Raw genomic sequence first — 25,523 nt, forward strand, 5'->3', positions numbered from 1 at the left:
TTATTACTAAGCATTTAACCAATCAATTGCCCTTTTACCTTTGCAATACCAATAGAGGCAATGCAGCCCGAGTTGAAATGCAAATAATCGTCCTCAATCCCATCTGAAAAAATGATGCCATTTTCTGGCATAAGTGATTCCAGCTGAAGAGGTGAATGGCTATCAATGGCACCGAAAACCAATTTAACCCCTGTAGTTTTGCTCGGAAAAGGCTCCCTAACACTAAATTGTAATTTACTTTCCTCCCAAGAAAATCCTTGAGATAAAGGATGAGAGGTCTCCCCCATCACAGCTAAAGCGCCCGCTAAAATAGACTGGAACCACCCGGTTGAACCTAATCCTGTGGAAACAATGATGCCAGATGAAGATTGAAATTCCTGCTGACCATTCCAGTTAAGTTTATAACGAGCAGATGTGTGACTCTTAGGACCAATAAAAAGATCATTCACGGCTAATAATGTCTGTCCATCGTTGGTTGTCGCCTGCGCAAACGTAATGGATTTACTCGGCATCTTTTCTTTTAATGTCTTTAAAACGGTTTCTCGAAGCTGACTAATCTCAAAGGGCAATAACTTACCATCCCAGCGAGTAGGATCTGGATTTACTGCAATGACAGGCTGACCATTTAAATATTTCAATGCATTTGCAACCAATCCATCCTGCCCTATGACAATCACAATATCACGATGAGAAAACTGATAGCTTGGCAGCAATGAGCGTTCTAATAGTTGGAATCTTCCCAATGACCTAAGAATCGCTTCAGCCTCAGTTAATTGCTTCAGATACCGATTATGCTCTTCCAGATAATCATTGACCTCAACATGATTGTGTTCTAAATAAAACTTGGCTTGTGACCATGTATTAAAACGTTCAATCAACTCCTGCATACGCGTTTTACGCATAATCAAAACAAAGCGAACATCATCTAATCTATGCATGTTTAGCGCCCTTTTTAACTATTTGGCTAAATAGATCAGGCGAAATATTTAACTCACCAATTTTTCCCGCATTTAACGCTAATGACTCGAATGCCATTGCCATTAATTGCTCTGGATTCATTTTTGCCAACGCCATTGCTTTTAAGTTTTCCACGGGGAGTTCTCGATAAGCCTTCATTTTTGCTTGGATAGCATACGCATCGGCATCGGATTGAATGCGTTGATTTTCAACGCTTAAAGCCACCAGCTCATTGCGTTTAGCTTCTTCATTGACTTTGGCAGCCAATCTTTCTTGTTCGAGTTCAGCGCTTTCACGCAATAGAGTACGTTCATTTTCTAAGCGCGCCTCTTCAATTTGTTGCTGCTTGTTTTGAATAGACAAGTCTGTTTCAAGTTCAGCCTCTTTCAGCATGCGTTCTTGTTCAACAGAAAATTTACGTCTAGCGTAAATAGCATCGTCGGCTTCTTTAAGAATTGACTCTCTAGCCTCTGCTTCAAGCGCTTTTAAGGTCTCTGGTGAAGGGGTAATTGCGCTTATCGAAATATCCAGAACCTCGATTCCTAATGTTGCCAATGCATCATGGACAGCCAACTGATGAGTTACTTCAGAAACTAATGTTTGCCCCATCAACAATGCATCACGCATTGAAGTGCGTTGAATTTTGGCTTGGATGAGCGTTTGTACACTACGAACGATTCTATCACTGAGCTTTAGAGGATCTTCAGAGGCATAAGACTGACCATCTTGAGCAAGATTATAGTTAAGCACATCCGCCGTTTTTTCAGGATACCTAATTTGAAATGAAACCTGCCCCTGAATCCGTAAACTTTGAAAATCAGCAGATTGCATATTAAAAATAAATGGCGCTTCAAGTGCATTCAGTGGTAATACAGAAATGGATGTTGTCGCAGAGTTATACCAAAAACTGAGCCCCTTACCTTGCTTAATCACTTTGCCATTGACTGATTTGATAATAAAACTCGAAGAATTGGCCTTGAAATAATTAATATTAAACATAGTTAACCTCTTTAGTGTCCTTGTGACAATAATATATTATTGTCCTATAGACACTAACATGTCAAGCAATAAGTGTCTTAATGACACAAAGAAAATTTTAACGTATCATCATTACCATCAACATAAATCTGCTTTTATGGTCATAACACTATGAATGAACAAGAATATTTAGCTAAATATGATAGAAACGCCTATCTTTCCCCGCTTGTCACTGTGGATGGCGTCCTGTTTACCTACCATGAAGAAACGCTGAAAGTATTGATTGTTGAACGCGCGAATTATCCGAATAAGGGGATGTGGGGATTACCTGGCGGGTTTATTGATGAAACTCAAGACAAAACACTTGAACACGCTATTTTACGTAAGCTGAAAGAAAAAACGGGGGTCATCCCACCTTACATAGAACAACTCTGCACTATTGGTAATGATAGCCGAGATAAACGAGGCTGGTCAGTAACGGTTTGTTATACCGCTCTTATCGCCTATCAAGCATGCCAACACGATATTGATAGTGTTGAGTCGGCTAAATGGGTGACAATTGACGAAATTGAAAATATGCCACTGGCCTTTGACCATAATGAACTCTATCGACAAGCACGTGAACGATTAAAACAAAAATCGCTATATTCAATTGTGCCAGGGTTTGCCTTACCTGACGTTTTCACACTGACAGAATTGCAACGCGTTCATGAAGTTCTCATTGGTAAAACACTGCAAAAAAAATCTTTTCGTCGTCGCTTAGAACAAGCCGACTTATTAATTGATACCGGAGAGAAACGCCAAGAAACAGGTAGACCAGCAAACTTATATCGTCTAAAACCGGAATCAGCAGATTACCGTTTTATCCGTAATTTGGAGTTTTAATCTTAATACTATAAAACCTTGTGTGTATTTTTAATACAGGGTTTTATATTACCAAACACTATACTGTCATACATCGATAAATATGATGATATATCCCAGTTCATTAATTGATTGGCTCTGGTCGCTCAAATCATTGCAAAAATGATATCGCTCACGAGAAAATTAATTTGCAAATGAGTTTATTATGCCATATTCATTTTTTATTAAAAATAGTGGCATACTCAATATAAAAATGCGTTCTATTCCCCTCCGCATCATTTATCCGTAAATTACATCATCTAATATGGCATTTTTTAAATTAAAGCATTTTTCTAACTCAGCTTAATAAGCTATAACCTTATTTTTTATTCTTATCGAGTAATGATGACTACTTCCCCCAAGACTAGAAGACTTGTTTAATAAAAGTAGTCATCATCAATTAATTATTTTTTAAAATGATAGTAGTGCTTATTTATATCGACAAATAGCAATACCAACCGTGTTACTCGGTACATTTTCATTAGGTGGAAGGAATATAATTTCCAATTCCATTTTATCTGCTGGTTTTGAGTTTAGTTTACACTCTGTATAATAGTTCCAGTACGCCATAAATACCTCTGCGGATCCACCAAGAAATTTGAGGTCACCTTTAATAGGTGGTGATAAGAACTCACTATCATCCATTCTTTGGTAACTAAATTCAACCACGATTCCCTCAGAAGAAGTACCAGAAATCGAATATATATTTTTAACAATATTAGTCATCTTACATTCCTTTTTTAAATTAATATTTAACTTGCACCATTAACAATAGTATAAGTTGGTAAAATTTAAATTAAATAAAATCAAAAAAGACAATATTTTTTATTTTCATTTTGTTTTTTATCTTTATGCAGTTTGCGCTCTCATTAAGAACGACTACCCTATTAAAATTCCACCATGATTTTCTTATTTAGATTTTCTATTTACCCATACTGAATTTGTTTATTCAAAATAAAGTTAAATTACTCAATTCCTTTTCGACTAATACTCATAATGTCTAACCAAATTAAATCTGTAACATTCTCTAATTCTGATTAATTAAAGTCGCCCCGCCAAATATTAACTTATTAAAAGAATTGTAATTCATTACTCGATTATTTATCGAGCATGTATTATTATCAATATTAAAAATAGTCATTTATCTATTATCATTAAACACCTTATCTTGCCAAATAGTAACCATAAAAACAGATAAGTATTCCTAACAGAGTGATGCTATTACCGGTTTAATCAAAAAAAGATAAGTTACGTGGAGACGTGAGATAACAACGTCAATATAGGCGATAAGCAACCGTACCCAAAATACCATTATAGAACACGAGAAAAGCATTGTAACAGTAGGCTTTTCAAGCCCCCCAGCTAAGCTTAATGCGCCATTTAAGGATAAAAAAGCCTTACTTAGATTGAATCAAGAAAGGCTAATTTGATAATGAGTCACGCCATGATGTATTAGCCGTTTGGGATAAGAGCGATACGTCTATATAAATTAAGGGCACAGAAAAGTAATATTTTTAAGCTGATAACCGCGCTCACTAACGTAAAAAATAATATGCTCCAAATCGCGTTAACACGTTTTAAATTCACTCATACAATGCTTCTTTGCAACGACGTATATCGCTCAGCCTAATCCCTCACGCAAATTTGATAACACTGTCAAACCTTCTAACGAAGACATTCATTAAAAAGAAGCCATCCACAGGCGTGCTTTAAGTCCCCAATAGCTAGTGTAGCCACTGGTAAAACTGACCATTTCACCTTTATCAATAATCATAAATGTCGGCGTAGCACTTATACCAACGGCATTAGCGAGTTGCCCATTCATGTCATTAATGACAGGAAAATTAAGGTCCTTTTTTTCCATTCCCACCAACAAGCGTTGGCTATCACCTGAACGTATCGCAACAGAAATAACAGGAACACCTGATTTGGCTATATCAGCAACAGTCGGTGAGGTGATTTTACACACCCCACACCAAGTCGCCCAAAAATAAACCAAAACAGGCTGTTTTTTGCTTAATTCTGCTAACGAGACACTATCGCCTGTTGCAAGCATTTGTGGCTCAAGCAAAACGGGAGCTAGGCTTTCAGGTTTTCGCCAAAAATCCATTACCGTAAAGACGATGAACAGAATCACCACCAAACCAATAATTTCTTTTGACCACTTTCTCAGTCTAGCCATATTTTCCTTACTTAACTTTTTCTAATTGCGCTTTAACAATTGCTTCCAGTTGTTGAGTATCAATAGCTCCTGGGATCATTTCATCGCCAACTAGAGTTGCAGGTGTCCCATTAACCCCCAGTTTTTCAGCCAACATCATATTCGTACGGATAGTCTCCATGCTCTTATCATTAGCAACCAGTTTCTCGTTACCTGTTGCCTTCAATGCTTGCTTAATGTTTTCATCCGTTAACATTCCTTGTTTTTGCATAAATTTTTGATGCAAGGCTTGGAATGCTTTTGGATCTTTTTCCCACAATGTCAGCGCTAATTGTGAAGATTCAACAGACGTTTTACCTTTAAATGGTAGTGGCTTTATCACCACCGCAACATCTGGGTATTTCTTCACTATCTCTTCTAACTGAGGGTCAAAACGCTTACAGAATGGACAGTTATAATCGGTAAAGTTAACTAAAACTAATTTAGCGTCTTTAGCACCGATACGAGGGCTTGCAGGGTCATTAAACAGCTTATCATGCTCAGCTTTAAGGGTTTCTTTCATCTGCGCTTGCTGCTTTTCGCCTTGTTTAGCTTGCAACGCAACAATCGCTTCTTCTAGTATTTCAGGATTTTCAACCAACGTATCACGTACCAGTTTGCGAACTTGCGCTTCTTGGTCTGCTGTTAATGGAGCCGCATGAGCAGTTGCACCAAACACTAGCGATGAAAACAGGACAGCTACAATCGTTTTTTTCATTTTTCGGCTCCTTTGGCCTCATTCATAATTGATAATAAAACGTCACGATCAAGTATTGTTGACAGTATTTCACCCTCTGCCAACTTAGGGCCATAAATTTGGTTAAATGGTACGGCCACTTGCCCACGCTTTTGTAAAAACGCGGTAATTTCAGGTGAGGGTTTAGTCCAATCCCCTCTTAATGCCACAACATCTGGCTCATTTAATAATTGCTGTACATCATCTCTTAACAATACATTATATTTATTTGCCTTACAGGTCACACACCAATCAGCAGTTACATCGATGAACACACGCTTATTTTCTGACAGGGCTTGTGTTATCGCCTCTTCACTTAAAGGCTGCCAATTCACATTATCTTGTACAATATTGCGGCTACCCGTGGTTTGTTCCATGGTCACCCAAGCGAACCCAGCCGCGAGCAACGCAAACAATACAAATGCGACAGATGCCGCTCGTAAACTGTATTTTTTCCAAATAAATGCAACAAGTAATAATAAAAAGACAATAGCGATTATTAATGCAGCTATTTCACCGAAATGCGGGATCAGCAAACTGATCAACCATAAGCATGACAACAGCATCATCATACCAAGGATGATTCTAAGTTTATTCATCCACGCGCCAGGCTTAGGTAGTAGACGTGAAATCGCAGGGAAAGCAGCGATCAGTAGCCAAGGCAAACTCATTCCTAAACCAAGCGCAGTGAAGACAAGCCACAACTCTTCGATAGGTGCCGCCAATGCAAATGCCACTGCTGTGCCCAAAAATGGTGCGGAGCATGGCGTAGCAAGTAACGTCGCAAATACCCCTTGCCAGAAATGTCCACGATTACCCTGTCCCCCCGCAGTTGCTAAACGCGTGTTCGCCTTACTGCCTAAGTGGATTTCGAACAAACCAAACAAGTTAGCCGTGAAGATTCCGGTGATTAAGACCATAAACCCGATAAACCAAGGATTTTGGAACTGGATCCCCCAGCCTACGGCTTGCTGACCTACCCGTAATAACGTCATTAACAACGCGAGTAACCAGAAGGATACAAGGATCCCCGAGGACGATAGGAGGAACTGCCGGCGGATAGTTTTTTGTTCACCTTGCGGCACCATTAAAACTGAACCGAGTTTCATGGCAAGAACAGGCAATACACAAGGCATCAGGTTTAAAATCAAACCACCCAGTAAGGCAAAGGCGAGGATCTGCCACAGTGGAATAGCCTGCCCGCTATTTCCTTGATTAATTACCCCTGAAAAAGGCGTAGCGGGTACATCAATTTGTTGTGAGAGTTCACCCTCTGTGACAACAAAAGAGATATTTTTTCCTGTAAGATCAGGTGCTTTATCTCCCCAGTCATCACTGACGTCAATCGTCGCGGTCAATTTTCCATCCGCAACACTCACCTTCGGAACGCCTAACGTTGTTCCTTCTGGTGTGTCCGTGAAGATCCCAGCGTTGTGACGCCAAGGTTCCCCAGAGGCCTTTTGCAGCTCAATCACTAATTTATCGCCAGTGAATCCAACAGTCGGATCTTTCACTAAGCCTTTGGATGGCGGAACACTCCCCATCGCTTGATTAAACGCCCATTCAAAGTTTGAAGGCGCAGGCTCGGTTAAATCAAGCTCAAAAGGGTAATCCGTTAAGATACAGACATTACTACAAGTCGATAGCGTTAACACACCCGAAAGTTTATTAAGCTTTTCATCCACATCGACAATAATAGGGAAAACAACATCCCCCATATAGCCCTGCGTTGAAATCCCTGCGACATCAAAACGCCCTGGAGCTGGCCACTGCCACTCCATATTCTTGATAGGTGATTGCCAATTGATCTCAGGGGCTATCCCCCCTTCTCCTGGAGAACGCCAATACGTTTTCCACCCATCCTGTAGTTGGACATCCAATAATAAAGCCACTTTCCCATCTTTTTGAGAAGCGCTTAAAAAACGTACTTTTGCGTGATCATTATGTTTATCTGTCAACCAGCCAGTATCCGCAGCATGTATCATGCCAGATAAAAGGGCAGACAAAATAATTAACGCATTAATAAAAAAACGCATAATTCCTCCAGAATAAAAAACACCAACATGCCGAACGCAATGGTGTTCTAATCTCGAAGATTACAATATTGTAGATGAAGTCTAACTTTAGGTGGTGGGTGCTTATCTTCACGATTTGTTCGACGTGAGAATAGATTAGAGCAAAAAAGACTTAATGCAGCGATTGATAGAAATAAAAAGAAAAAAGGTTCAATAACCGCTGGCGTTAATGTTAATAGGGATTTTGCACTCAACTCACAGGTAGACAGGTGAGAGCCTTTATCGTCTATTTGTGGGGTTTGGAAAATAGCTGACGGTGCATTCTGTTGCAGTTGTATAACAGGGGATTGAGGCGAAAAATGGGCGAAAAGACGCTCTCCGAGGGCTCTTTGGTTCATACAAAGTAAAACCATCAGACAGGCGAGTAATACTAATCCTTTGCCTAATTTAAGTTGCCTGTTCATGCGTGTCTCTATCTATTCGTCCTGAAATGCACACTGTTAAATACAGATTAGTTAATCCACTATTAAAATTTAACCAATTTACTAAAGGTTACATCTTACACAGCAAACGTCCTTACACAAGTAACATAATCTAACTTTACAAATCCCCGTCAGATTTATCCATTTTCTCTAAAAACTGGTACGTAAAATGCATTATAACTTTACGACATCGAAAAATAAGCTTGTTTTTCACTCTAATGGTGCATAACTCGCTTTTTTAGCGCGTTTTTCCCAGCAATAGTGCAACAAATTAGGAACTGCCCAAATAATATGCGAGACAGCTCCCGATTTTGAAACAATTCGTTTTCATTATTTAACATTTTTATTTAGTTTTTAACAATAATAAAACATACAGCCGATGATCGCGACTCCAATTGAATCAACGAGACATCAGCAAGCACAACAAACAAGACAGATACCCGATCTCAGAAAGGAGCTGTAACTATGCGTATGAGCAAGATTGTATTATCTATGATGGTGTTAGGTGCGACCTGTGCCGTTCAAGCCGAAGAATTGACCGGTACACTAAAAAAAATTAACGACAATGGTGTCATTGTTGTCGGGCACCGTGAATCATCAGTGCCATTCTCTTATTACGATAACAGCCAAAAGGTGGTTGGTTATTCTCAAGACTATTCCAACGAGATTGTTAACGCGGTCAAAAAGAAACTTAATAAACCTAATCTTGAAGTTAAACTCATTCCAATCACATCACAGAACCGCATTCCTCTATTACAAAACGGTACCTATGACTTTGAATGTGGCTCAACCACCAATAATTTAGAAAGACAAAAACAAGCCGCTTTCTCAAATACTATTTTCATTGTAGGGACTCGCCTACTGACTAAAAATGACTCTGGAGTTAAAGATTTTGCGGATCTCGCGGGTAAAAACGTTGTCGTCACTTCTGGTACAACGTCTGAAATTTTACTCAATAAACTTAATGACGAAAAAAATATGAAGATGCGCATCATCAGTGCAAAAGACCACGGTGACTCTTTCCGTACACTGGAGTCTGGCCGTGCCGCTGCCTTTATGATGGATGACGCATTACTAGCAGGTGAGCGTGCGAAGGCGAAAAAACCCGACATCTGGGAAATTGTAGGTAAACCACAGTCTGAAGAAGCGTACGGTTGTATGCTGCGCAAAGATGACCCTCAATTCAAAGCACTGGTCGATGAAACTATCGCTAAAGTACAAACAGATGGCACCGCTGAGAAGTCATTTAACCAGTGGTTCAATCAACCTATTCCACCAAAAAATCTTAACTTAAAATTCACGTTATCAGATGAAATGAAAACACTATTCAAATCACCTAATGACAAAGCTCTAAACTAAATAAAAAAGACAAACAGGGTGTTACTGAAGTGAGATTTGCAAGGCGGTCGTTCCCCGCCTTGCACTTTCTTACCAGTAGTAGGGTCAATCTAATTGCCCACAGGAAGTAGAATTATGTCAATTGATTGGAATTGGGGGATTTTCCTACAGGAAGCCCCATTTGGGAATACCACCTATTTAGGTTGGTTATTATCTGGCTTAGAAGTTACCGTCGCACTTTCCATCTGTGCTTGGATCATCGCATTTCTCGTCGGTTCATTTTTTGGCATCTTACGGACTGTTCCAAATCGCTTTCTCGCGATGACGGGAACTGTTTACGTTGAGCTATTTCGTAATGTGCCTTTGATTGTACAGTTTTTCACTTGGTATTTAGTGATCCCAGAGCTGTTACCTCAATCTATTGGTGATTGGTTTAAAATGGATTTAGATCCTAACTATCAATTTTTTATCTCTTCTACGCTGTGTCTTGGTTTATTTACTGCTGCTCGTATGACTGAACAAGTCAGAGCCGCTATCCAATCATTGCCAAGAGGACAAAAAAACGCCGGCCTCGCGATGGGACTGACTTTGCCACAAACTTATCGCTATGTGCTGTTACCCAACGCATACCGAGTTATTCTGCCACCCATGACGTCTGAAATGCTTAACCTAGTCAAAAACTCGGCCATTGCTTCAACTATCGGCCTAGTTGATATGGCGGCACAGGCAGGTAAATTGCTGGATTACTCTGCACATGCTTGGGAGTCATTCACCGCGATCACCCTCGCCTACGTTGGCATCAATATCGTTATTATGGTGTTAATGACCTTGCTCGAGCGTAAAGTTCGCTTACCTGGCACATTAGGAGGGCGATAATATGTTCTATGAATTTGATTGGAGCTCCATCGTACCAAGCTGGCCATTCTTACTCGATGGCTTAATTATCACAGCGAAAATCACCATTACAGCGATTGTGGTAGGGATACTGTGGGGAACCGTTCTTGCCGTAATGCGACTTTCGACATTCAAACCAATTAGCTGGTTTGCGGCACTGTACGTGAACACCTTCCGCTCTATTCCATTAGTCATGGTGTTATTGTGGTTCTATTTAATTGTGCCTAACTTAGTCCAAAATGTTCTAGGCATATCGCCAAAAAGTGATATCCGTTTAATTTCAGCAATGGTAGCCTTCTCGCTTTTTGAAGCAGCCTATTACTCTGAAATTATTCGAGCAGGTATCCAAAGTATTTCACGAGGCCAAGCTTCTGCGGCATTGGCTCTCGGTATGACGAATATGCAAACCATGAGGCTAGTCATACTACCTCAAGCCTTCAAAGCTATGATCCCACTGTTATTAACACAAGGCATTGTGCTATTTCAGGATTCATCATTAGTCTATGTGCTGAGCTTAACGGATTTCTTCCGTACCGCCACCAATATCGGCGAACGCGACGGTACACAGGTAGAAATGATATTGTTTGCAGGCTTGGTGTACTTTATTATCAGTTTCGGCGCTTCAATGCTGGTGAATTATCTTAAGAAAAGGACTGTTTCATGATTACCCTGAAAAATATATCCAAATGGTATGGCCAATTTCAGGTACTTACTGACTGTACAACTGAAGTCAAAAAAGGTGAAGTTGTCGTGGTCTGTGGGCCATCTGGTTCTGGTAAATCCACATTAATAAAAACGGTGAATGGCCTTGAGCCTGTTCAACAGGGTGAAATTTTTGTAAATGGTATCCAAGTCAATGATAAAAAAACTGATTTGGCAAAACTACGTTCTAAAGTGGGTATGGTCTTCCAACATTTCGAGCTATTCCCTCACCTATCTATTATCGAAAATTTAACACTTGCCCAAGTTAAAGTGCTAAATAGAAGTAAAAAAGAGGCTGAAGCGAAAGGGTTGAAATTGTTAGAGCGTGTTGGGTTGGCAAACCATGCTAATAAATTTCCATCCCAGCTTTCCGGTGGTCAGCAACAACGTGTGGCGATCGCTCGTGCTCTATGTATGGACCCTGTAGCGATGCTATTTGATGAACCGACATCAGCACTTGACCCTGAAATGATCAATGAAGTGCTTGATGTTATGGTCGAATTAGCCAACGAGGGTATGACCATGATGGTCGTTACCCACGAAATGGGTTTCGCTAAGAAAGTCGCTAACCGTGTGATTTTTATGGATGAAGGTAAAATTGTCGAAGACAGTAAAAAAGAAGACTTTTTTGCTAATCCAAAATCAGAAAGAGCGAAAGATTTCCTCGCGAAAATACTGCATTAGTGGTGACTAATTCCTATTCCAAGCCATAGGGAGAGACTGTCTCTCTATGGCTTCCTCCCTGCACGACACGCTTATCCCTTTCTATTTTTGTTTATCCAAAGATTGTTGTCCCCTAATACATACTGATATAGATTAGAAATCCAATTAATATCAATTTAATAATCTAAGAACCATAATGAAAAATATTCAGCAAATAACAATTACCCCTTTGCAAGATGATGCTGTTCTGGATATTTCGGGCTGTCATTTTACTGTGATGATAACCGATGAGTTACTCCATCCCTATGAGGATATCAACAGGAAAAAAGCAATTAAGCCCTACCTAAAGGATTATCATTTTTCTCCTGAGCAATGGTTGAATGAACAAGAGAGTTTAAGTGCTTTATATGTTGCTAAATTGGGTGATAAAACTATTGGCTATGCCTGTGCAAGTCTTTGTTGGAATGGCATGGCACAACTTGATGAATTGGCTATCGATGAGCCATATAGAGGTAAAGGTATCGCCAAACAATTACTCGAAAAAATTGAAGCTTGGGCAATCGATAATGGCTTAACCCATATCAGATTAGAATCTCAATCCACCAATACCACCGCCGCTAAATTCTACTACAAGCACGGTTTTCGCATTCATGGTTATGATAAGTCACTCTATTTGTGCACGGAAAATGCGCATGAAGTCGCATTATTTTGGTATAAGACATTATAAACATTAACGCACCACGTTTACTTTTATAAATAAGTTGCCCCACCTTTCGGATGGCGATATTCCATCCCTCAAAACGATGCCAAATCAAAAAGAGAGACGCCTTCAGTGCAAGTCACGCTTACGCCTTATTCTTGTGGGCTTGCGCGTCGTTGATGGAAAGTATCAATTTCGCAAATTGAATAAAAAAATGGGCGGTTTGCTTTGTGTTAACCGCGTATTCCGTTCGTTTATCTTTTTCTTCTAAAATAGTGATGCCTCCCTACATCTTCAGCAAGCAGGCAGTGACATCTTTTTGCTCTGTTGTATCTATCTGTCAAAGCAACCTTAAATTTCACTGTACCACAATAGTACTGGGCGTAGATTTCAATCATCACTCTCTCCCTAATAGCATATGCAAAAACGCAATCAATAGATTAAGGTCGTTAAACAGATTAAATAGGTTTTCTTCATTGATTTATTGATGCTTTATTTGGTTTCTAGGGCATCCTTGCACTTTAGCACTAATAAAATAGAGTGAATAAATACGCCACCCTAGATATTGGGCAATATTTGCTAATTTTTTGCGTTTTTTTTGCGTAAAACACTACCAATCTTACTGTTTTTTGGTTAAGTTTGATGCTCATCGGAATAAAATATTCTGACTCCGCCCCCCAAAAACAATATCCAGCTTCCCCCACCGGTTCAGCTAATCAACTATTGTTGTTTTAGGGTATGATCCGCTATGCTATGCGGATCTAAATTATAGAAAGACATTAACGCTACTGAGTAGCATTTATTCACCATAGGATTATCGGTGCCATGCAAGAACAATATCGTCCAGAAGATATAGAGCCTAAAGTACAGCGTCACTGGGATGAAAAAGCCACATTTAAAGTGACAGAAGACAACAGCAAAGAGAAGTACTACTGCCTGTCCATGCTACCTTACCCTTCTGGTCGACTACACATGGGCCATGTGCGTAACTACACTATGGGTGATGTTATCTCCCGTTATCAACGCCTTTTAGGTAAAAACGTCTTACAACCTATTGGTTGGGATGCTTTTGGTTTACCCGCAGAAGGCGCGGCTGTAAAAAACAATACAGCTCCTGCACCATGGACCTATGCCAATATCGATTACATGAAAGGCCAGTTGAAAATGCTGGGGTTTGGCTATGATTGGGATCGTGAAGTTACCACTTGTACGCCTGAATACTATCGTTGGGAACAGTGGTTTTTTACTAAGCTGTATGAAAAAGGCTTAGTTTATAAAAAAACCTCCGCAGTAAACTGGTGTCCGCACGATTTAACTGTTCTCGCGAACGAACAGGTTATTGATGGCTGCTGCTGGCGCTGTGATACGCCCGTAGAGCGCAAAGAAATCCCTCAGTGGTTTATCAAAATCACCGATTACGCTGAAGAATTGTTGAACGACCTCGATAAACTCGATGATTGGCCTGAACAAGTCAAAACAATGCAACGTAACTGGATTGGCCGTTCTGAAGGGGTTGAAATCACCTTTAATGTTGCCGACCGTGATGACAAACTAACCGTATACACAACTCGTCCAGATACCTTTATGGGCGCCACCTATGTTGCCGTTGCGGCAGGTCACCCATTAGCCCAAGAAGCCGCAGCAAACAATGCAGAATTAGCTCACTTTATCGATGAATGCCGCAACACCAAAACAGCAGAAGCTGATATGGCAACCATGGATAAAAAAGGTATGGCAACGGGCCTGTATGTCATCCATCCGCTAACTCAAGAGAAATTGCCAATTTGGGTGGCTAACTTTGTATTGATGGAATACGGCACAGGCGCAGTGATGGCAGTACCAGCTCATGACCAACGTGACTGGGAATTTGCACATAAATATCACCTACCACTTAAAGCCGTTATTGCTGACGCAGAAGGCAATGAGCCAGATATCTCCCAAGAGGCGATGACTGAAAAGTATGCGTTGATCAACTCAGGTGAATTTAGCGGTCTCGACAATGCAGCAGGGTTCAACGCGATTGCCGATAAGTTAGTGGCTATCGGTGCTGGCCAACGAAAAGTGAACTATCGCCTACGTGACTGGGGCGTTTCCCGTCAACGTTATTGGGGTGCCCCCATTCCGATGGCGACATTAGAAGATGGCACGGTTGTACCTGTTCCTGAAGACCAACTGCCGGTTATTCTACCTGAAGATGTTGAAATGAATGGTATCACCAGCCCAATCAAAGCAGATCCTGAGTGGGCAAAAACAACCATCAACGGTCAACCAGCGCTACGTGAAACAGATACATTTGATACCTTTATGGAATCATCTTGGTACTATGCACGCTATACCTGCCCACAATTTGACGAAGGCATGTTGGATCCGGCAGCAGCAAACTATTGGTTGCCAGTAGACCAATACATTGGCGGCATTGAACACGCGATCATGCATCTGATGTATTTCCGTTTCTTCCATAAATTGATGCGCGATGCAGGTCTAGTCAACTCTGATGAACCGGCAAAACGCTTACTATGCCAAGGCATGGTACTGGCAGATGCATTCTACTATATCGGCAATGATGGTCAGCGCGTCTGGGTTTCACCTACCGATGCGATTGTTGAACGCGATGATAAAGGTCGTATCACCAAAGCGGTTGATAACGAAGGACATGAGCTGGTTTACACTGGCATGAGCAAAATGTCTAAGTCGAAAAATAACGGTATCGATCCACAATTGATGGTCGAAAAATATGGCGCAGATACCGTCCGACTGTTTATGATGTTTGCAGCACCACCAGAGTTAACCCTTGAATGGCAAGAATCTAGCGTCGAAGGTGCAAACCGTTTCGTCCGTCGTGTATGGCGTCTTGTTCACGAACATTCACAAAAAGGGGCCACTCAACCGCTGAATATTGATTCATTAACGACTGAGCAGAAAGACTTACGCCGTGATTTACATAAAACGATTGCCAAAGTCACCGATGACTTTGATCGTCGTTATGCCTTTAATACGGCAATCGCTGCCATCATGGAGTTCATGAACAAACTGGTTCGTGCACCACAAGAAACAGAGCAAGACCGTGCATTAATTCAAGAAGCTCTGGAAGCCATTACCTTGATGTTGTCGCCAATCATTCCACATGCTTGCTTTGAAATGTGGCAAGCACTGGGTCACAAAGAGGATATCGATTTTGCTCGCTGGCCTATTGCTGACGAAAACGCCATGGTTGATGATACCAAGCTGGTCGTGATCCAAGTTAATGGTAAAGTTCGTGGACGTATCACCGTGCCTGCGGATGCCGAACAAGATTTTGTTTTAGATATGGCGAAAAATGAGTATAGCGTCTCGAAATATCTCGAAGGCGTGACTATCCGTAAAGTAATTTATGTACCAGGTAAATTACTCAACTTGGTTGTTGGCTGATAAGGAGGCCAGGTGCGCTATCTGATAACTTTATTGCTGAGCCTGTCGGTGCTAGTCACCGCTGGCTGTGGTTTTCGTCTTCAAGGAACAACACAGATCCCTGACGAGCTGAAAACATTACAGTTAAGTTCGAATGCACCTTATAGCTCTCTAACCAGAGCCGTTAGGGAGCAACTCAGGCTGAATAATGTCAAGCTAGTGGAAAACGGCAGCGCTGATATCCCGATTTTAAAAATTACGGGATCGTCAGAAAAAACGGAAACCGTCTCGATTTATCAGGATGGTAAAGCCGCTGAGAAGCAATTAACTTTCGTTCTCAATGCGCAAGTTATGATGCCAAATGGCTCAGTTTATCCATTACAAACCCAAGTTGAGCGTACCTTCTTTGATAACCCATTAGAAGCTCTTGCAAAAGATGCTGAAAATGAACTGGTTAAACAAGAAATGCGTGAACAAGCTGCACGTATGTTAGTACGTAAGCTGTTAATCGTTCATACCGCAGAACTTGAGAAGGCTAACGCTAAAACGACAGTCCCTGTTGTTGAGCCATAATGATCCGTATCTATCCTGAACAGCTGGCCTCTCAGTTACAAGATTCACTGAAAGGCCGCTATTTAATCTGGGGCAATGAGCCCCTATTAATTCAAGAGAGCCAAGATGCGATTCGAAAAACAGCCCAAAGTCAGGGGTTCGAAGAACATTTTACTTTCTCACTTGAGCCACAGACTGATTGGGATGAAATTTTTAGCCTCTGTCAGGCTCTCAGTTTATTCGCCAGCCGCCAATCGTTAACCTTAATTTTGCCTGAAAACGGGCCTAATGCTGCCATGGCTGAAAAGCTGACTCAGCTAGCTCAGTTACTCCATCCTGATATTCTGTTATTGCTGCGTGGACAAAAACTCACGAAAGCTCAAGAGAATAGCGCTTGGTTTAAAGCTATAAGCAATGAAGGTGTCTATGTCAGTTGCTTAACCCCTGAATACCAACGATTGCCGCAATGGGTAGCTAAGCGCGCCAATACTATGCACCTAACCTTAGAAACAGAAGCGAACCAACTGCTTTGCTACTGTTATGAGGGGAATTTACTGGCATTAGCTCAAGCCCTAGAGCGGCTATCATTACTTTATCCCGACGGTAAGTTAACATTGCCACGCGTCGAAACAGCGGTCAATGACGCAGCTCATTTTACGCCTTATCATTGGGTCGATGCACTATTAGCGGGTAAATCGCGCCGTGCTTGGCATATCTTAGAGCAGTTACAACGCGAAGATACCGAGGCTGTGATTTTACTGCGTGCAATCCAGCGTGAACTAATGCTTTTACTGACTTTAAAGCGCCAGTCAGCGACAGCATCATTAAAATCCTTATTTGACCAACACAAAGTTTGGCAAAACCGCCGCCCATTACTGACGGCAGCATTACAGCGGCTGAGTTTACATCAATTACAATCGGCTCTTCTTTTGCTAACCCAAGCAGAACTACATGCTAAACAAGACTTTAGTCACTCGGTGTGGCCAGATTTACAATCCTTGTCTATGTTAATATGTACCAAAGCCTTACCAGAGAGTTTTATACATGACCTTTAAGCACAAAGGCCTTCAAGCGTTATTTGGTGGGACATTTGATCCAATACATTACGGCCATCTACGCCCCGTTGAAGCACTGGCAAAACAGGTGGGCTTGCAAAAAGTGATCTTACTTCCCAACCATGTTCCCCCTCATCGACCACAACCAGAAGCGAGTCCAGCTCAAAGGTTAGAAATGGTGCGCTTAGCGATACAAGATCAGCCACTTTTTACCATTGATACGCGGGAACTTGAGCGTAATAGCCCATCCTATACCATAGAAACCTTAACCGCATTGCGTAAAGAAATGGGCCCAGAGCAACCATTAGCCTTTATTATTGGACAAGATTCACTCTTATCGATTAATACATGGCATGGTTGGGAACAACTGTTGGATAATTGTCATTTATTAGTTTGTTCACGTCCGGGTTATGCCGCAAATTTTAGCGAACCACAAATGCAAGCATGGCTCAACAAACACAAGACAGACGATACCAATAAACTAAGCCAAACACCAAATGGATATATTTTTCTTGGTGATACTCCATTAGTGGATATTTCAGCGACAGAAATCCGTAATAATCTAAATAATGGCAATGTAAATGAAAACCTTATTCCCGCTGCGGTGATGGCTTATATAAAACAACAGCACCTCTATCAAAATTGATGTAATGCTCTGACTTTTTCACATCCAGAGTAAGGGGATAAATAAAATTGCTCACTGAGATAGCTATCAGGATACTGAGTGAGCAATTGTAAAATCATCGATAACGGATTATTGATCGACAAATAGCCTTCTTGGTAATCGTTAATTAGCCATCTTAAACGTGTTTTTTCGTCCTTGGTCGCTTTATATTTAAAATAGCCTTGTATATGCGAAATGGCATTCACCTGTCGTTTCCGTGTGGGGGTCGTGGCTAAAATGCTGAGTAATTGCGTTCGATACTGGCGATAAAAACCCGTTAATTCACTCCCTTTTGGTATGCTAGCAACCAATTTTCCTGTCGTTTGATAGCCTTTGGGCGAATATGCCATTAACAAATATTTATACCTGCTATGAAAACGAATCACTTGATGATGAGTCAAATGACCGCTTAATTGAGCTAGACGATGTCCCGTATGCAACTGGATCAGGAAACGATCAAGATGCTCAGGGCATTGCCATTCAACGGTCGTTAATATAGGCGTATTTTCAGGAAAGTGCTCAAGTAGCTGCGCGCGAACGGCCTCACTGCAAATCACCCCGTGATATTTAAGCGGCATATCCAAAAGCTCACCCACGGGCAGTAAATTCATATGCTCGGTGGTTAGTTGAATAATATCCTCTGTGGGATAATCGATATCGCCAAACAAAACTACATCAAACATAATCATTTCCCATCTATTTTTATTTCGCTAAATTAAAACAAACCTTGCTGATTATTACCTGTATGGCTTTGTAAAGTTTGTACAAATCTCTTGCCCTAAGCGCTGGTTATTCATATAAATCACACTCGATAAGGAATATAAAATAATTTAGCCGATTTTTCTGAAAATCTAGGGTAAAATGTTCAAACCTTAACAGGTATATTACAAACAGTGTTTAACGTCGTTATATCCGCCATGCGTCAAGTTGTATCTGTATTGGCAACGCTAAGCTATTCGTTTCATTCAAATGGCTTTGCTTGACCACCAAAACACAACTGATTAGGTTATGTCGTGGCTGAGTATAATTAGAATAAAAGGTGAACCTTTTGCAAGGAACTGAACTCCAACAATTTATTATTAATCAGCTTGACGATGCAAAAGCTGAAGATATTATCTCGATCGATGTGCATGGGAAATCGAGTATCACTGACCAAATGATCATCTGCACTGGCACATCTAGCCGTCATTTAATGTCTGTTGCGGATCGATTAATTGAAGCTTGCCGTAAAAATGGTTTACAGCCTTTAGGCGTTGAAGGTCAAGGGATTTCTGATTGGATTGTCGTTGATCTGGGTGAAGCGATTGTTCATATCATGCAAGATGAAAGCCGTCGTATGTATGAACTTGAAAAACTCTGGAGCTGAGTTTGAAATTACAACTCATCGCTGTAGGAACAAAAATGCCGGACTGGGTTCAGACCGGCTTTATGGATTATCTTCATCGTTTTCCTAAAGATATGCCGTTCGAGCTAATTGAGATTCCAGCGGGAAAACGAGGAAAAAACGCAGATATTAAACGTATTCTCGAAAAAGAAGGTGAGCTAATGCTGGCCGCTGTCGGCAAAGGTAATCGGATTATCACATTGGATATACCGGGTGAGAAATGGGATACTCCCAAGCTCGCTAACCAACTTGAAAATTGGAAACAAGATGGACGCAACGTTAGCCTGCTGATCGGCGGCCCGGAAGGACTTGCGCCTGCTTGTAAAGAAGCTGCCATGCAAAGTTGGTCATTATCTCCACTGACACTCCCCCACCCTCTAGTGAGAGTGCTTGTTGCAGAAAGTCTGTATCGTGCGTGGAGTATTACGACTAACCACCCATATCATCGGGAGTAGTCAGTTTTTAATATGTTCAATATGGCAGTGGGATGAAAAATCAACGCACCCCTTTTCGCGACCATACAGCTGAATCAATGTTATTTATTCGCCGAGCATTAATTGCCTTTGGCGTCATAGTGCTATTAACAGCTGTTCTTGTCACTAACCTTTATCATATACAAGTTGTTCGCCATGAAGATTATCAAACAAGATCGAATGATAATCGGATCAAACTCGTTCCCATTGCCCCTAGTCGCGGTATTATTTATGACCGCAACGGAACTCAACTCGCTTTAAACAGTACTTTTTATCAACTGGAAATCGTGCCTGAAAAAGTGTCTGATCTCCAAGAGACACTCGATAAACTACGTGATGTCATCGGTCTAACCGATGAAGATATCGCCAACTTTGAAAAAGAGCGAAAACGCTCTCGTCGCTTCACTTCTATCCCTCTCAAAACCCAGCTCAATGAAGTGCAAGTCGCACGTTTTGCCGTCAATCAATATAGGTTCCCAGGCCTTGAGGTTAAGAGCTATCAACGTCGTTCCTACCCTTATGGTTCTGCATTAACCCATGTCATTGGTTATGTGGCTAAAATTAACGATAAAGATGTTGAGCGCCTTGATAAAGACGGAAAACTTGCTAATTATGCCGCCAGTCATGATATCGGTAAATTAGGTATCGAACGCTACTATGAAGATGTGTTGCATGGAAAAACGGGCTATGAAGAGGTTGAAGTTAATAGCCGTGGCCGAGTGATTCGCCAATTACATGAGCAACCCCCTCAAGCAGGCCGCGATATCTATTTGACTATCGATCTTGAACTGCAAATTTATATTGAGAAATTACTAACAACCAGTCGTGCTGCCGTTGTTGTCACAGACCCTCGCAATGGTGAAATATTAGCGTTAGTTTCTAACCCAAGTTATGACTCCAATTTATTTGTTAATGGTATCTCAAATAAAGATTATCAGGCTCTACTCAATAACCCCGATAGGCCACTGATCAACCGAACAACACAAGGGCTGTATCCACCCGCTTCAACGGTGAAGCCATTTATTTCTGTTGCGGCCCTCAGTGAAAAGGTGATCACGCCTTCCACAACCATTTTCGACCCAGGTTGGTGGCAGCTCCCCGGTTCCGAAAAACGCTACCGTGATTGGAAACGGTGGGGGCACGGTAAATTAAATGTGGTTAAATCAATCATTGAATCTGCGGATACGTTCTTCTACCAAGTCGCCTACGATATGGGGATTGATAGGCTATCCGACTGGATGAGTAGGTTTGGTTTTGGTGATTATACGGGGATCGACCTTGCCGAAGAGAGGGCGGGGATTATGCCAACCCGCGAATGGAAGCAAAAACGTTATAAGAAACCTTGGTATCAAGGGGATACTATTCCAGTTGGTATTGGACAAGGTTACTGGACGGCGACCCCAATTCAAATGTCTAAAGCGCTCATGACACTTATCAATGATGGGCAAGTTAAAACGCCACATCTGCTATATGGCACAAAACTAGGCAATGCGATGGTGCCTTATGAAGATAAAGAGACGAAGCAGATTGGCGATATTCACTCAGGCTATTGGGAGTTAGCCAAACAAGGTATGTACGGTGTGGCCAATGCACCAAACGGAACGGGTAGACGTAGTTTTATTGGCACTCCTTACAAAGCAGCAGCTAAATCAGGTACGGCTCAGGTCTTTAGTTACGAAACCTATAATGCGAGCAAATTAGCCGAGCATTTACGTGACCATAAATTAATGATTGCTTATGCTCCTTATGATAAACCGACCGTTGCTGTCGCCATTATTTTAGAAAATGGTGGAGCAGGCCCTGCTGTCGGCGATATCGTTAGGCAGATATTTGACCATGTTCTATTAGGCGACAATAAAACCCAAGTCAACAGCGTATCAACAGGCTCTGAGGAAGACCGTTAACACTATGACTGACGATAAGAAAAAATTATCACTTGCTGCACGTCTACATATTGATGTGCCTATGCTATTAATCATTTTGCTATTGCTTGCCTACAGTGCGTTTATTATGTGGAGCGCTAGTGGTCAAGATCCCGAAATGATGGAAAGAAAACTGGGGCAAATTGCCTCAGGGTTTATCGTCATGCTCATCATGGCTCAAATTCCCCCTCGAGTGTATGAGAACTTAGCGCCTCATTTATATATTTTTTGTGTCATTTTGCTTATTTTTGTCGATGTTTTTGGTCAGATCAGTAAAGGCGCTCAACGCTGGCTTGATCTTGGTATTATACGTTTTCAACCCTCTGAAATTGCAAAAATTGCGGTGCCATTGATGGTGGCTCGCTTTATGAACCGAGATCTCTGCCCACCCTCGTTAAAAAATACGATGATCGCGCTGATACTCATTTTTCTACCTACACTGTTAGTCGCAGCGCAACCCGATTTGGGAACCTCCATCTTAGTCGCGGCATCGGGCATTTTTGTACTCTTTTTAGCGGGTATGAGTTGGCGATTAATTACCATCGCCGTTACCGCCCTTGCCGCGTTTATCCCATTATTATGGTTTTTCTTAATGCACGATTATCAAAGAACGCGTGTGATGATGCTACTCGACCCAGAAAGCGACCCCTTAGGGGCCGGCTATCATATCATTCAATCAAAAATTGCCATTGGCTCCGGTGGTTTGATGGGAAAAGGTTGGCTGCACGGAACCCAGTCACAACTGGAGTTTTTACCTGAGCGTCACACTGACTTTATTTTTGCTGTATTATCGGAAGAACTTGGCTTAATTGGTGTTTTAGTATTACTCGGTCTCTATCTGTTGTTAATCATGCGAGGCCTTTATATTGCAGCCAGCGCCCAAAACACTTTCGGCCGTGTTATGGCAGGTGGTCTGATGCTGATCCTCTTTGTTTATGTCTTTGTTAATATCGGCATGGTCAGTGGGATATTACCGGTTGTCGGTGTCCCCCTTCCCCTTGTCAGTTATGGTGGCTCAGCACTCATTGTTTTAATGGCCGGATTCGGTATTATCATGTCTATTCACACACACAGAAAATTTCTGTCAAAGAGTTTATAAAAAGAGGCTTAGTATGCGTTTTCAATGGATTATGCTTGGCATTACCGCTGCATTACTTAGTGGTTGTGTCACGGAAGAAAACATTAAGCAGCCTAGTAACGTACCGGCTGTTCCTGTTCAAGACGTGCTTGGCGCTGAGCCTCATTATGAACCGTTTCATCCAACAGCCAACAGTGATTATCAACGTAATGGCCAGCAATACCAAATTGTCCGAGATATGTCGCAATTCTCGCAATTGGGTTATGCCTCTATCTTTGGCTCAGAATCAACCGGTAATATGACCGCCATTGGTGAGCGAGTGAATCCGCTTGAGCTTACGGCCGCGCATCCCACTTTGCCAATCCCAAGTTATGTACGCATCACTAATATGATGAATGGCCGCATGATGGTCGTTCGTGTTAATGATCGTGGCCCTTATACACAAGGTAAAAGCATTGCGGTGTCACGAGCAGTCGCTGATCGCCTTAATTTAATGCCAACTACGCGGATCAAAATTGACGCAATTCAAGTGGCACAAGATGGCTCACTATCCGGTCCGGGCACTGTTGGCTCCAACTTTGTTAAGCAAAGTTATGCCCTACCGGGTCGCCCTCAATTAGGCTCAGGTCCTATGGGCACACCTGTGATGGAAAACTTACCCACACCAGAAAACGTCTTACCCGTAAAACAACCCACAGCACCGATGGAGCCCGTTGTTCCTGAGAGTAGCCTCAAGTCACCAGAGCCAGAAGAGCCAGCAGCAGCACCTGTTGCAGCGCCAGCAGTCCCTGAAAAAGGCTATCTCGTGCAGGTTGGTGCAATCGGCAATCAAAACAACGCTAAAACAATGCTAGAGGGTTTAAAAAATCAGTTTGGAGTGCCAGGTCGCTTACAGCCTTACAACAATATTTATCGTGTTCAATTAGGGCCATTTGCCGATAGGCAACAAGCAGTTGATTTACAAGGGCGAATTCAATCTGAGTTAAATCAGACGTCGATGGTTATCGCTCCATAATCAATATAAATTCTGAATAATTCAAGGCGCGGCGTGATGATGAACAAACCATTGCCATCAATAACGCTGCAACTTGAAGTATGACGAGTATAAAATTTATGTAAAACATCGGTGCATAGCATTAATCATTGATGACACTTTTGCTACACTGCGCCTCCTTGTGTTAACCGAATTCCGGATGTAACAATACAAACATGAAAAATTTTGCCCCATCATGCACCGTTCGCCATACCTTACTGGGTGCTGCACTGCTATTTACGATGACGAATCTTGCACAAGCTAATGAGCCATTTCCGAATAGCCCGATCCCTGCTGTGCCTGATATTGATGCCGAAGCTTATATTCTGATTGATTACAATTCAGGTAAAGTGCTTGCTGAAAAAAATGCCGATCAACGCCGTGATCCTGCCAGTTTGACTAAGATGATGACCAGTTATGTTATTGGTCAAGCGATCAAGTCAGGAAAAATTGGTGCAGAAGATATCGTCACTGTTAATGAAGATGCGTGGGCTACAGGTAACCCAATATTTAAAGGGTCGTCGTTGATGTTCTTAAAACCCGGCGATCGTGTCAGCGTTTCTCAATTAACTCGTGGTATTAACTTACAGTCAGGTAACGATGCGTGTGTTGCAATGGCCGATTATGTGGCTGGCGATCAGGCGAATTTCGTTCAATTGATGAATGGCTACGTGAGTAAGCTTGGGTTACAAAACACGCATTTTAAAACCGTTCATGGATTAGATGCCGAAGGTCAATATAGCTCAGCTCGTGATATGGCTTTGATTGGTCAGGCGTTAATCCGTGATGTTCCGGATGAATATGCTATCTACAAAGAGAAAGAATTCACTTTTAATAACATTCGCCAAACCAACCGTAATGGACTGTTATGGGATAAAAGTTTGACGGTGGATGGAATTAAAACAGGCCACACGAATGCCGCGGGTTATAACCTTGTTGCTTCTGCAACTGAAGGTGAAATGCGCTTAATCTCTGCCGTCATGGGCGGTAAAAGCATGAAAGGCCGTGATGCCGAAAGCAAAAAATTGCTCACCTATGGTTTCCGCTTTTATGAAACAGTCAAACCATTACAAGCAGGCGTCGAGTTTGCGTCTGAACCCGTTTGGTTTGGCGATGAAAATAACGTCAAACTTGGTGTTACTGAGGACTTATTTTTAACCATCCCTCGTGGACGTTTGAAAGATCTGAAAGCAAGCTATGATATTTCAACACCTGAGTTGGAAGCTCCGCTGAAGAAAGGGCAAGCGGTTGGTACCATTAATTTCCAACTTGATGGTAAAACGATTGAGCAACGACCTTTAGTGGTACTTAAAGATGTCGAAGAAGGTGGCTTTTTCAGTCGTTTGATTGACTACATCAAATTACTCTTCCATCGTTGGTTTGGTTAACCCTTGAATCAGATAAACA

At 41.7% G+C, this 25,523-nt stretch carries 24 protein-coding genes; 16 read left to right on the top strand and 8 right to left on the bottom strand.

Annotation, left to right across the window (positions count from 1 at the left end; all coding sequences use genetic code 11):
• Positions 1 to 14: 14 nt before the first annotated feature.
• The gene (locus ACWPW6_RS14295) at positions 15 to 938 is read right to left on the bottom strand and encodes a diacylglycerol kinase catalytic domain-containing protein (RefSeq protein WP_154625086.1); all 924 of its coding nucleotides are present in this window, start codon (positions 936 to 938) and stop codon (positions 15 to 17) included.
• Positions 931 to 1,956, bottom strand: a complete 1,026-nt coding sequence (locus ACWPW6_RS14300) for an SPFH domain-containing protein (RefSeq protein ID WP_154625087.1) — start codon at positions 1,954 to 1,956, stop codon at positions 931 to 933. Before ACWPW6_RS14300 ends, ACWPW6_RS14295 begins: the two co-directional genes overlap by 8 nt.
• Positions 1,957 to 2,106: 150 nt before the next feature.
• On the opposite strand from ACWPW6_RS14300, the gene ACWPW6_RS14305 reads away from it, so the two are divergent.
• Positions 2,107 to 2,820 carry an NUDIX hydrolase gene (locus ACWPW6_RS14305; protein WP_247046799.1) on the top strand — a complete coding sequence of 238 codons (714 nt, stop codon included), beginning with the start codon at positions 2,107 to 2,109 and terminating at the stop codon, positions 2,818 to 2,820.
• Positions 2,821 to 3,267: 447 nt separating this feature from the next.
• On the opposite strand, the gene ACWPW6_RS14310 is transcribed toward ACWPW6_RS14305, so the two are convergent.
• The 5 genes from ACWPW6_RS14310 to ACWPW6_RS14330 all read right to left on the bottom strand — a co-directional run bounded on the left by ACWPW6_RS14310 (position 3,268) and on the right by ACWPW6_RS14330 (position 8,253).
• Positions 3,268 to 3,564: a hypothetical protein gene (locus ACWPW6_RS14310; protein ID WP_249999227.1), complete on the bottom strand. Its 297-nt coding sequence runs from the start codon at positions 3,562 to 3,564 to the stop codon at positions 3,268 to 3,270.
• A gap of 955 nt (positions 3,565 to 4,519) precedes the next feature.
• Entirely contained in the window at positions 4,520 to 5,020 is a 501-nt protein-coding gene (locus tag ACWPW6_RS14315) for a protein disulfide oxidoreductase (RefSeq protein WP_154622632.1), read from the bottom strand.
• A 7-nt stretch (positions 5,021 to 5,027) separates the two neighbouring features.
• The gene (locus ACWPW6_RS14320) at positions 5,028 to 5,756 is read right to left on the bottom strand and encodes a DsbA family protein (protein WP_154622631.1); all 729 of its coding nucleotides are present in this window, start codon (positions 5,754 to 5,756) and stop codon (positions 5,028 to 5,030) included.
• Positions 5,753 to 7,810 (bottom strand): protein-disulfide reductase DsbD family protein, encoded by a 2,058-nt coding sequence (locus ACWPW6_RS14325; RefSeq protein WP_249999229.1) that lies wholly within the window; start codon positions 7,808 to 7,810, stop codon positions 5,753 to 5,755. The genes ACWPW6_RS14320 and ACWPW6_RS14325 overlap by 4 nt, the downstream gene beginning before the upstream one ends.
• Positions 7,811 to 7,857: 47 nt before the next feature.
• Positions 7,858 to 8,253, bottom strand: coding sequence for a metal resistance protein (locus tag ACWPW6_RS14330; RefSeq protein ID WP_154622629.1), 396 nt, complete (start codon positions 8,251 to 8,253; stop codon positions 7,858 to 7,860).
• A gap of 483 nt (positions 8,254 to 8,736) precedes the next feature.
• On the opposite strand from ACWPW6_RS14330, the gene ACWPW6_RS14335 reads away from it, so the two are divergent.
• The 9 genes from ACWPW6_RS14335 (at position 8,737) to nadD (ending at position 18,208) form a co-directional block, all read left to right on the top strand.
• Entirely contained in the window at positions 8,737 to 9,630 is an 894-nt protein-coding gene (locus tag ACWPW6_RS14335; RefSeq protein WP_154622628.1) for a glutamate/aspartate ABC transporter substrate-binding protein, read from the top strand.
• Between the two features lie 114 nt (positions 9,631 to 9,744).
• A complete protein-coding gene (locus ACWPW6_RS14340; protein ID WP_154622627.1) occupies positions 9,745 to 10,485 on the top strand; it encodes an amino acid ABC transporter permease in 741 nt (246 codons plus the stop codon).
• Between the two features lies 1 nt (position 10,486).
• Positions 10,487 to 11,167, top strand: coding sequence for a glutamate/aspartate ABC transporter permease GltK (gene gltK / locus ACWPW6_RS14345; protein WP_154622626.1), 681 nt, complete (start codon positions 10,487 to 10,489; stop codon positions 11,165 to 11,167).
• On the top strand, positions 11,164 to 11,889 hold the full coding sequence (locus ACWPW6_RS14350) for an amino acid ABC transporter ATP-binding protein (protein ID WP_154622625.1): 726 nt from the start codon (positions 11,164 to 11,166) through the stop codon (positions 11,887 to 11,889). Before gltK ends, ACWPW6_RS14350 begins: the two co-directional genes overlap by 4 nt.
• A gap of 175 nt (positions 11,890 to 12,064) precedes the next feature.
• Complete coding sequence (locus ACWPW6_RS14355) at positions 12,065 to 12,595, top strand: GNAT family N-acetyltransferase (protein WP_154622624.1); 531 nt, start codon at positions 12,065 to 12,067, stop codon at positions 12,593 to 12,595.
• Positions 12,596 to 13,393: 798 nt separating this feature from the next.
• Positions 13,394 to 15,976, top strand: a complete 2,583-nt coding sequence (gene leuS / locus ACWPW6_RS14360; protein WP_249999231.1) for a leucine--tRNA ligase — start codon at positions 13,394 to 13,396, stop codon at positions 15,974 to 15,976.
• 12 nt (positions 15,977 to 15,988) lie between these two features.
• Entirely contained in the window at positions 15,989 to 16,528 is a 540-nt protein-coding gene (gene lptE / locus ACWPW6_RS14365; protein WP_163862806.1) for an LPS assembly lipoprotein LptE, read from the top strand.
• Entirely contained in the window at positions 16,528 to 17,562 is a 1,035-nt protein-coding gene (gene holA, locus ACWPW6_RS14370; RefSeq protein ID WP_154622622.1) for a DNA polymerase III subunit delta, read from the top strand. Before lptE ends, holA begins: the two co-directional genes overlap by 1 nt.
• Positions 17,552 to 18,208, top strand: coding sequence for a nicotinate-nucleotide adenylyltransferase (gene nadD / locus ACWPW6_RS14375; RefSeq protein WP_154622621.1), 657 nt, complete (start codon positions 17,552 to 17,554; stop codon positions 18,206 to 18,208). The genes holA and nadD overlap by 11 nt, the downstream gene beginning before the upstream one ends.
• Here nadD and ACWPW6_RS14380 read toward each other — a convergent pair.
• A complete protein-coding gene (locus ACWPW6_RS14380) occupies positions 18,199 to 18,909 on the bottom strand; it encodes a YbgA family protein (protein ID WP_247046793.1) in 711 nt (236 codons plus the stop codon). The genes nadD and ACWPW6_RS14380 overlap by 10 nt on opposite strands.
• 356 nt (positions 18,910 to 19,265) lie before the next feature.
• Between ACWPW6_RS14380 and rsfS the strand changes: the two genes are divergently transcribed.
• The 6 genes from rsfS (at position 19,266) to dacA (ending at position 25,504) form a co-directional block, all read left to right on the top strand.
• Positions 19,266 to 19,592, top strand: coding sequence for a ribosome silencing factor (gene rsfS, locus ACWPW6_RS14385; protein ID WP_163862811.1), 327 nt, complete (start codon positions 19,266 to 19,268; stop codon positions 19,590 to 19,592).
• Positions 19,593 to 19,594: 2 nt separating this feature from the next.
• Positions 19,595 to 20,065, top strand: coding sequence for a 23S rRNA (pseudouridine(1915)-N(3))-methyltransferase RlmH (rlmH, locus tag ACWPW6_RS14390; RefSeq protein ID WP_154622618.1), 471 nt, complete (start codon positions 19,595 to 19,597; stop codon positions 20,063 to 20,065).
• Between the two features lie 32 nt (positions 20,066 to 20,097).
• A complete protein-coding gene (gene mrdA, locus ACWPW6_RS14395) occupies positions 20,098 to 21,987 on the top strand; it encodes a peptidoglycan DD-transpeptidase MrdA (protein WP_154622617.1) in 1,890 nt (629 codons plus the stop codon).
• Positions 21,988 to 21,991: 4 nt separating this feature from the next.
• Positions 21,992 to 23,104 carry a peptidoglycan glycosyltransferase MrdB gene (gene mrdB / locus ACWPW6_RS14400; RefSeq protein ID WP_163862812.1) on the top strand — a complete coding sequence of 371 codons (1,113 nt, stop codon included), beginning with the start codon at positions 21,992 to 21,994 and terminating at the stop codon, positions 23,102 to 23,104.
• A gap of 13 nt (positions 23,105 to 23,117) precedes the next feature.
• Positions 23,118 to 24,098: an endolytic peptidoglycan transglycosylase RlpA gene (rlpA, locus tag ACWPW6_RS14405; RefSeq protein ID WP_154622615.1), complete on the top strand. Its 981-nt coding sequence runs from the start codon at positions 23,118 to 23,120 to the stop codon at positions 24,096 to 24,098.
• 194 nt (positions 24,099 to 24,292) lie between these two features.
• On the top strand, positions 24,293 to 25,504 hold the full coding sequence (gene dacA, locus ACWPW6_RS14410) for a D-alanyl-D-alanine carboxypeptidase DacA (protein ID WP_154622614.1): 1,212 nt from the start codon (positions 24,293 to 24,295) through the stop codon (positions 25,502 to 25,504).
• Positions 25,505 to 25,523 lie beyond the last annotated feature (19 nt).

Source organism: Providencia sp. Marseille-Q8014 (assembly GCF_965112055.1).

Excerpts from the sequence above, each read along its gene's own strand:
- ACWPW6_RS14295 (WP_154625086.1), bottom strand. The coding sequence starts at position 938 with ATGCATAGATTAGATGATGTTCGCTTTGTTTTGATTATGCGTAAAACG.
- ACWPW6_RS14300 (WP_154625087.1), bottom strand. The coding sequence starts at position 1,956 with ATGTTTAATATTAATTATTTCAAGGCCAATTCTTCGAGTTTTATTATC.
- ACWPW6_RS14305 (WP_247046799.1), top strand. The coding sequence starts at position 2,107 with ATGAATGAACAAGAATATTTAGCTAAATATGATAGAAACGCCTATCTT.
- ACWPW6_RS14310 (WP_249999227.1), bottom strand. The coding sequence starts at position 3,564 with ATGACTAATATTGTTAAAAATATATATTCGATTTCTGGTACTTCTTCT.
- ACWPW6_RS14315 (WP_154622632.1), bottom strand. The coding sequence starts at position 5,020 with ATGGCTAGACTGAGAAAGTGGTCAAAAGAAATTATTGGTTTGGTGGTG.
- ACWPW6_RS14320 (WP_154622631.1), bottom strand. The coding sequence starts at position 5,756 with ATGAAAAAAACGATTGTAGCTGTCCTGTTTTCATCGCTAGTGTTTGGT.
- ACWPW6_RS14325 (WP_249999229.1), bottom strand. The coding sequence starts at position 7,810 with ATGCGTTTTTTTATTAATGCGTTAATTATTTTGTCTGCCCTTTTATCT.
- ACWPW6_RS14330 (WP_154622629.1), bottom strand. The coding sequence starts at position 8,253 with ATGAACAGGCAACTTAAATTAGGCAAAGGATTAGTATTACTCGCCTGT.
- ACWPW6_RS14335 (WP_154622628.1), top strand. The coding sequence starts at position 8,737 with ATGCGTATGAGCAAGATTGTATTATCTATGATGGTGTTAGGTGCGACC.
- ACWPW6_RS14340 (WP_154622627.1), top strand. The coding sequence starts at position 9,745 with ATGTCAATTGATTGGAATTGGGGGATTTTCCTACAGGAAGCCCCATTT.
- gltK (WP_154622626.1), top strand. The coding sequence starts at position 10,487 with ATGTTCTATGAATTTGATTGGAGCTCCATCGTACCAAGCTGGCCATTC.
- ACWPW6_RS14350 (WP_154622625.1), top strand. The coding sequence starts at position 11,164 with ATGATTACCCTGAAAAATATATCCAAATGGTATGGCCAATTTCAGGTA.
- ACWPW6_RS14355 (WP_154622624.1), top strand. The coding sequence starts at position 12,065 with ATGAAAAATATTCAGCAAATAACAATTACCCCTTTGCAAGATGATGCT.
- leuS (WP_249999231.1), top strand. The coding sequence starts at position 13,394 with ATGCAAGAACAATATCGTCCAGAAGATATAGAGCCTAAAGTACAGCGT.
- holA (WP_154622622.1), top strand. The coding sequence starts at position 16,528 with ATGATCCGTATCTATCCTGAACAGCTGGCCTCTCAGTTACAAGATTCA.
- nadD (WP_154622621.1), top strand. The coding sequence starts at position 17,552 with ATGACCTTTAAGCACAAAGGCCTTCAAGCGTTATTTGGTGGGACATTT.
- ACWPW6_RS14380 (WP_247046793.1), bottom strand. The coding sequence starts at position 18,909 with ATGTTTGATGTAGTTTTGTTTGGCGATATCGATTATCCCACAGAGGAT.
- mrdA (WP_154622617.1), top strand. The coding sequence starts at position 20,098 with ATGAAAAATCAACGCACCCCTTTTCGCGACCATACAGCTGAATCAATG.
- mrdB (WP_163862812.1), top strand. The coding sequence starts at position 21,992 with ATGACTGACGATAAGAAAAAATTATCACTTGCTGCACGTCTACATATT.
- rlpA (WP_154622615.1), top strand. The coding sequence starts at position 23,118 with ATGCGTTTTCAATGGATTATGCTTGGCATTACCGCTGCATTACTTAGT.
- dacA (WP_154622614.1), top strand. The coding sequence starts at position 24,293 with ATGAAAAATTTTGCCCCATCATGCACCGTTCGCCATACCTTACTGGGT.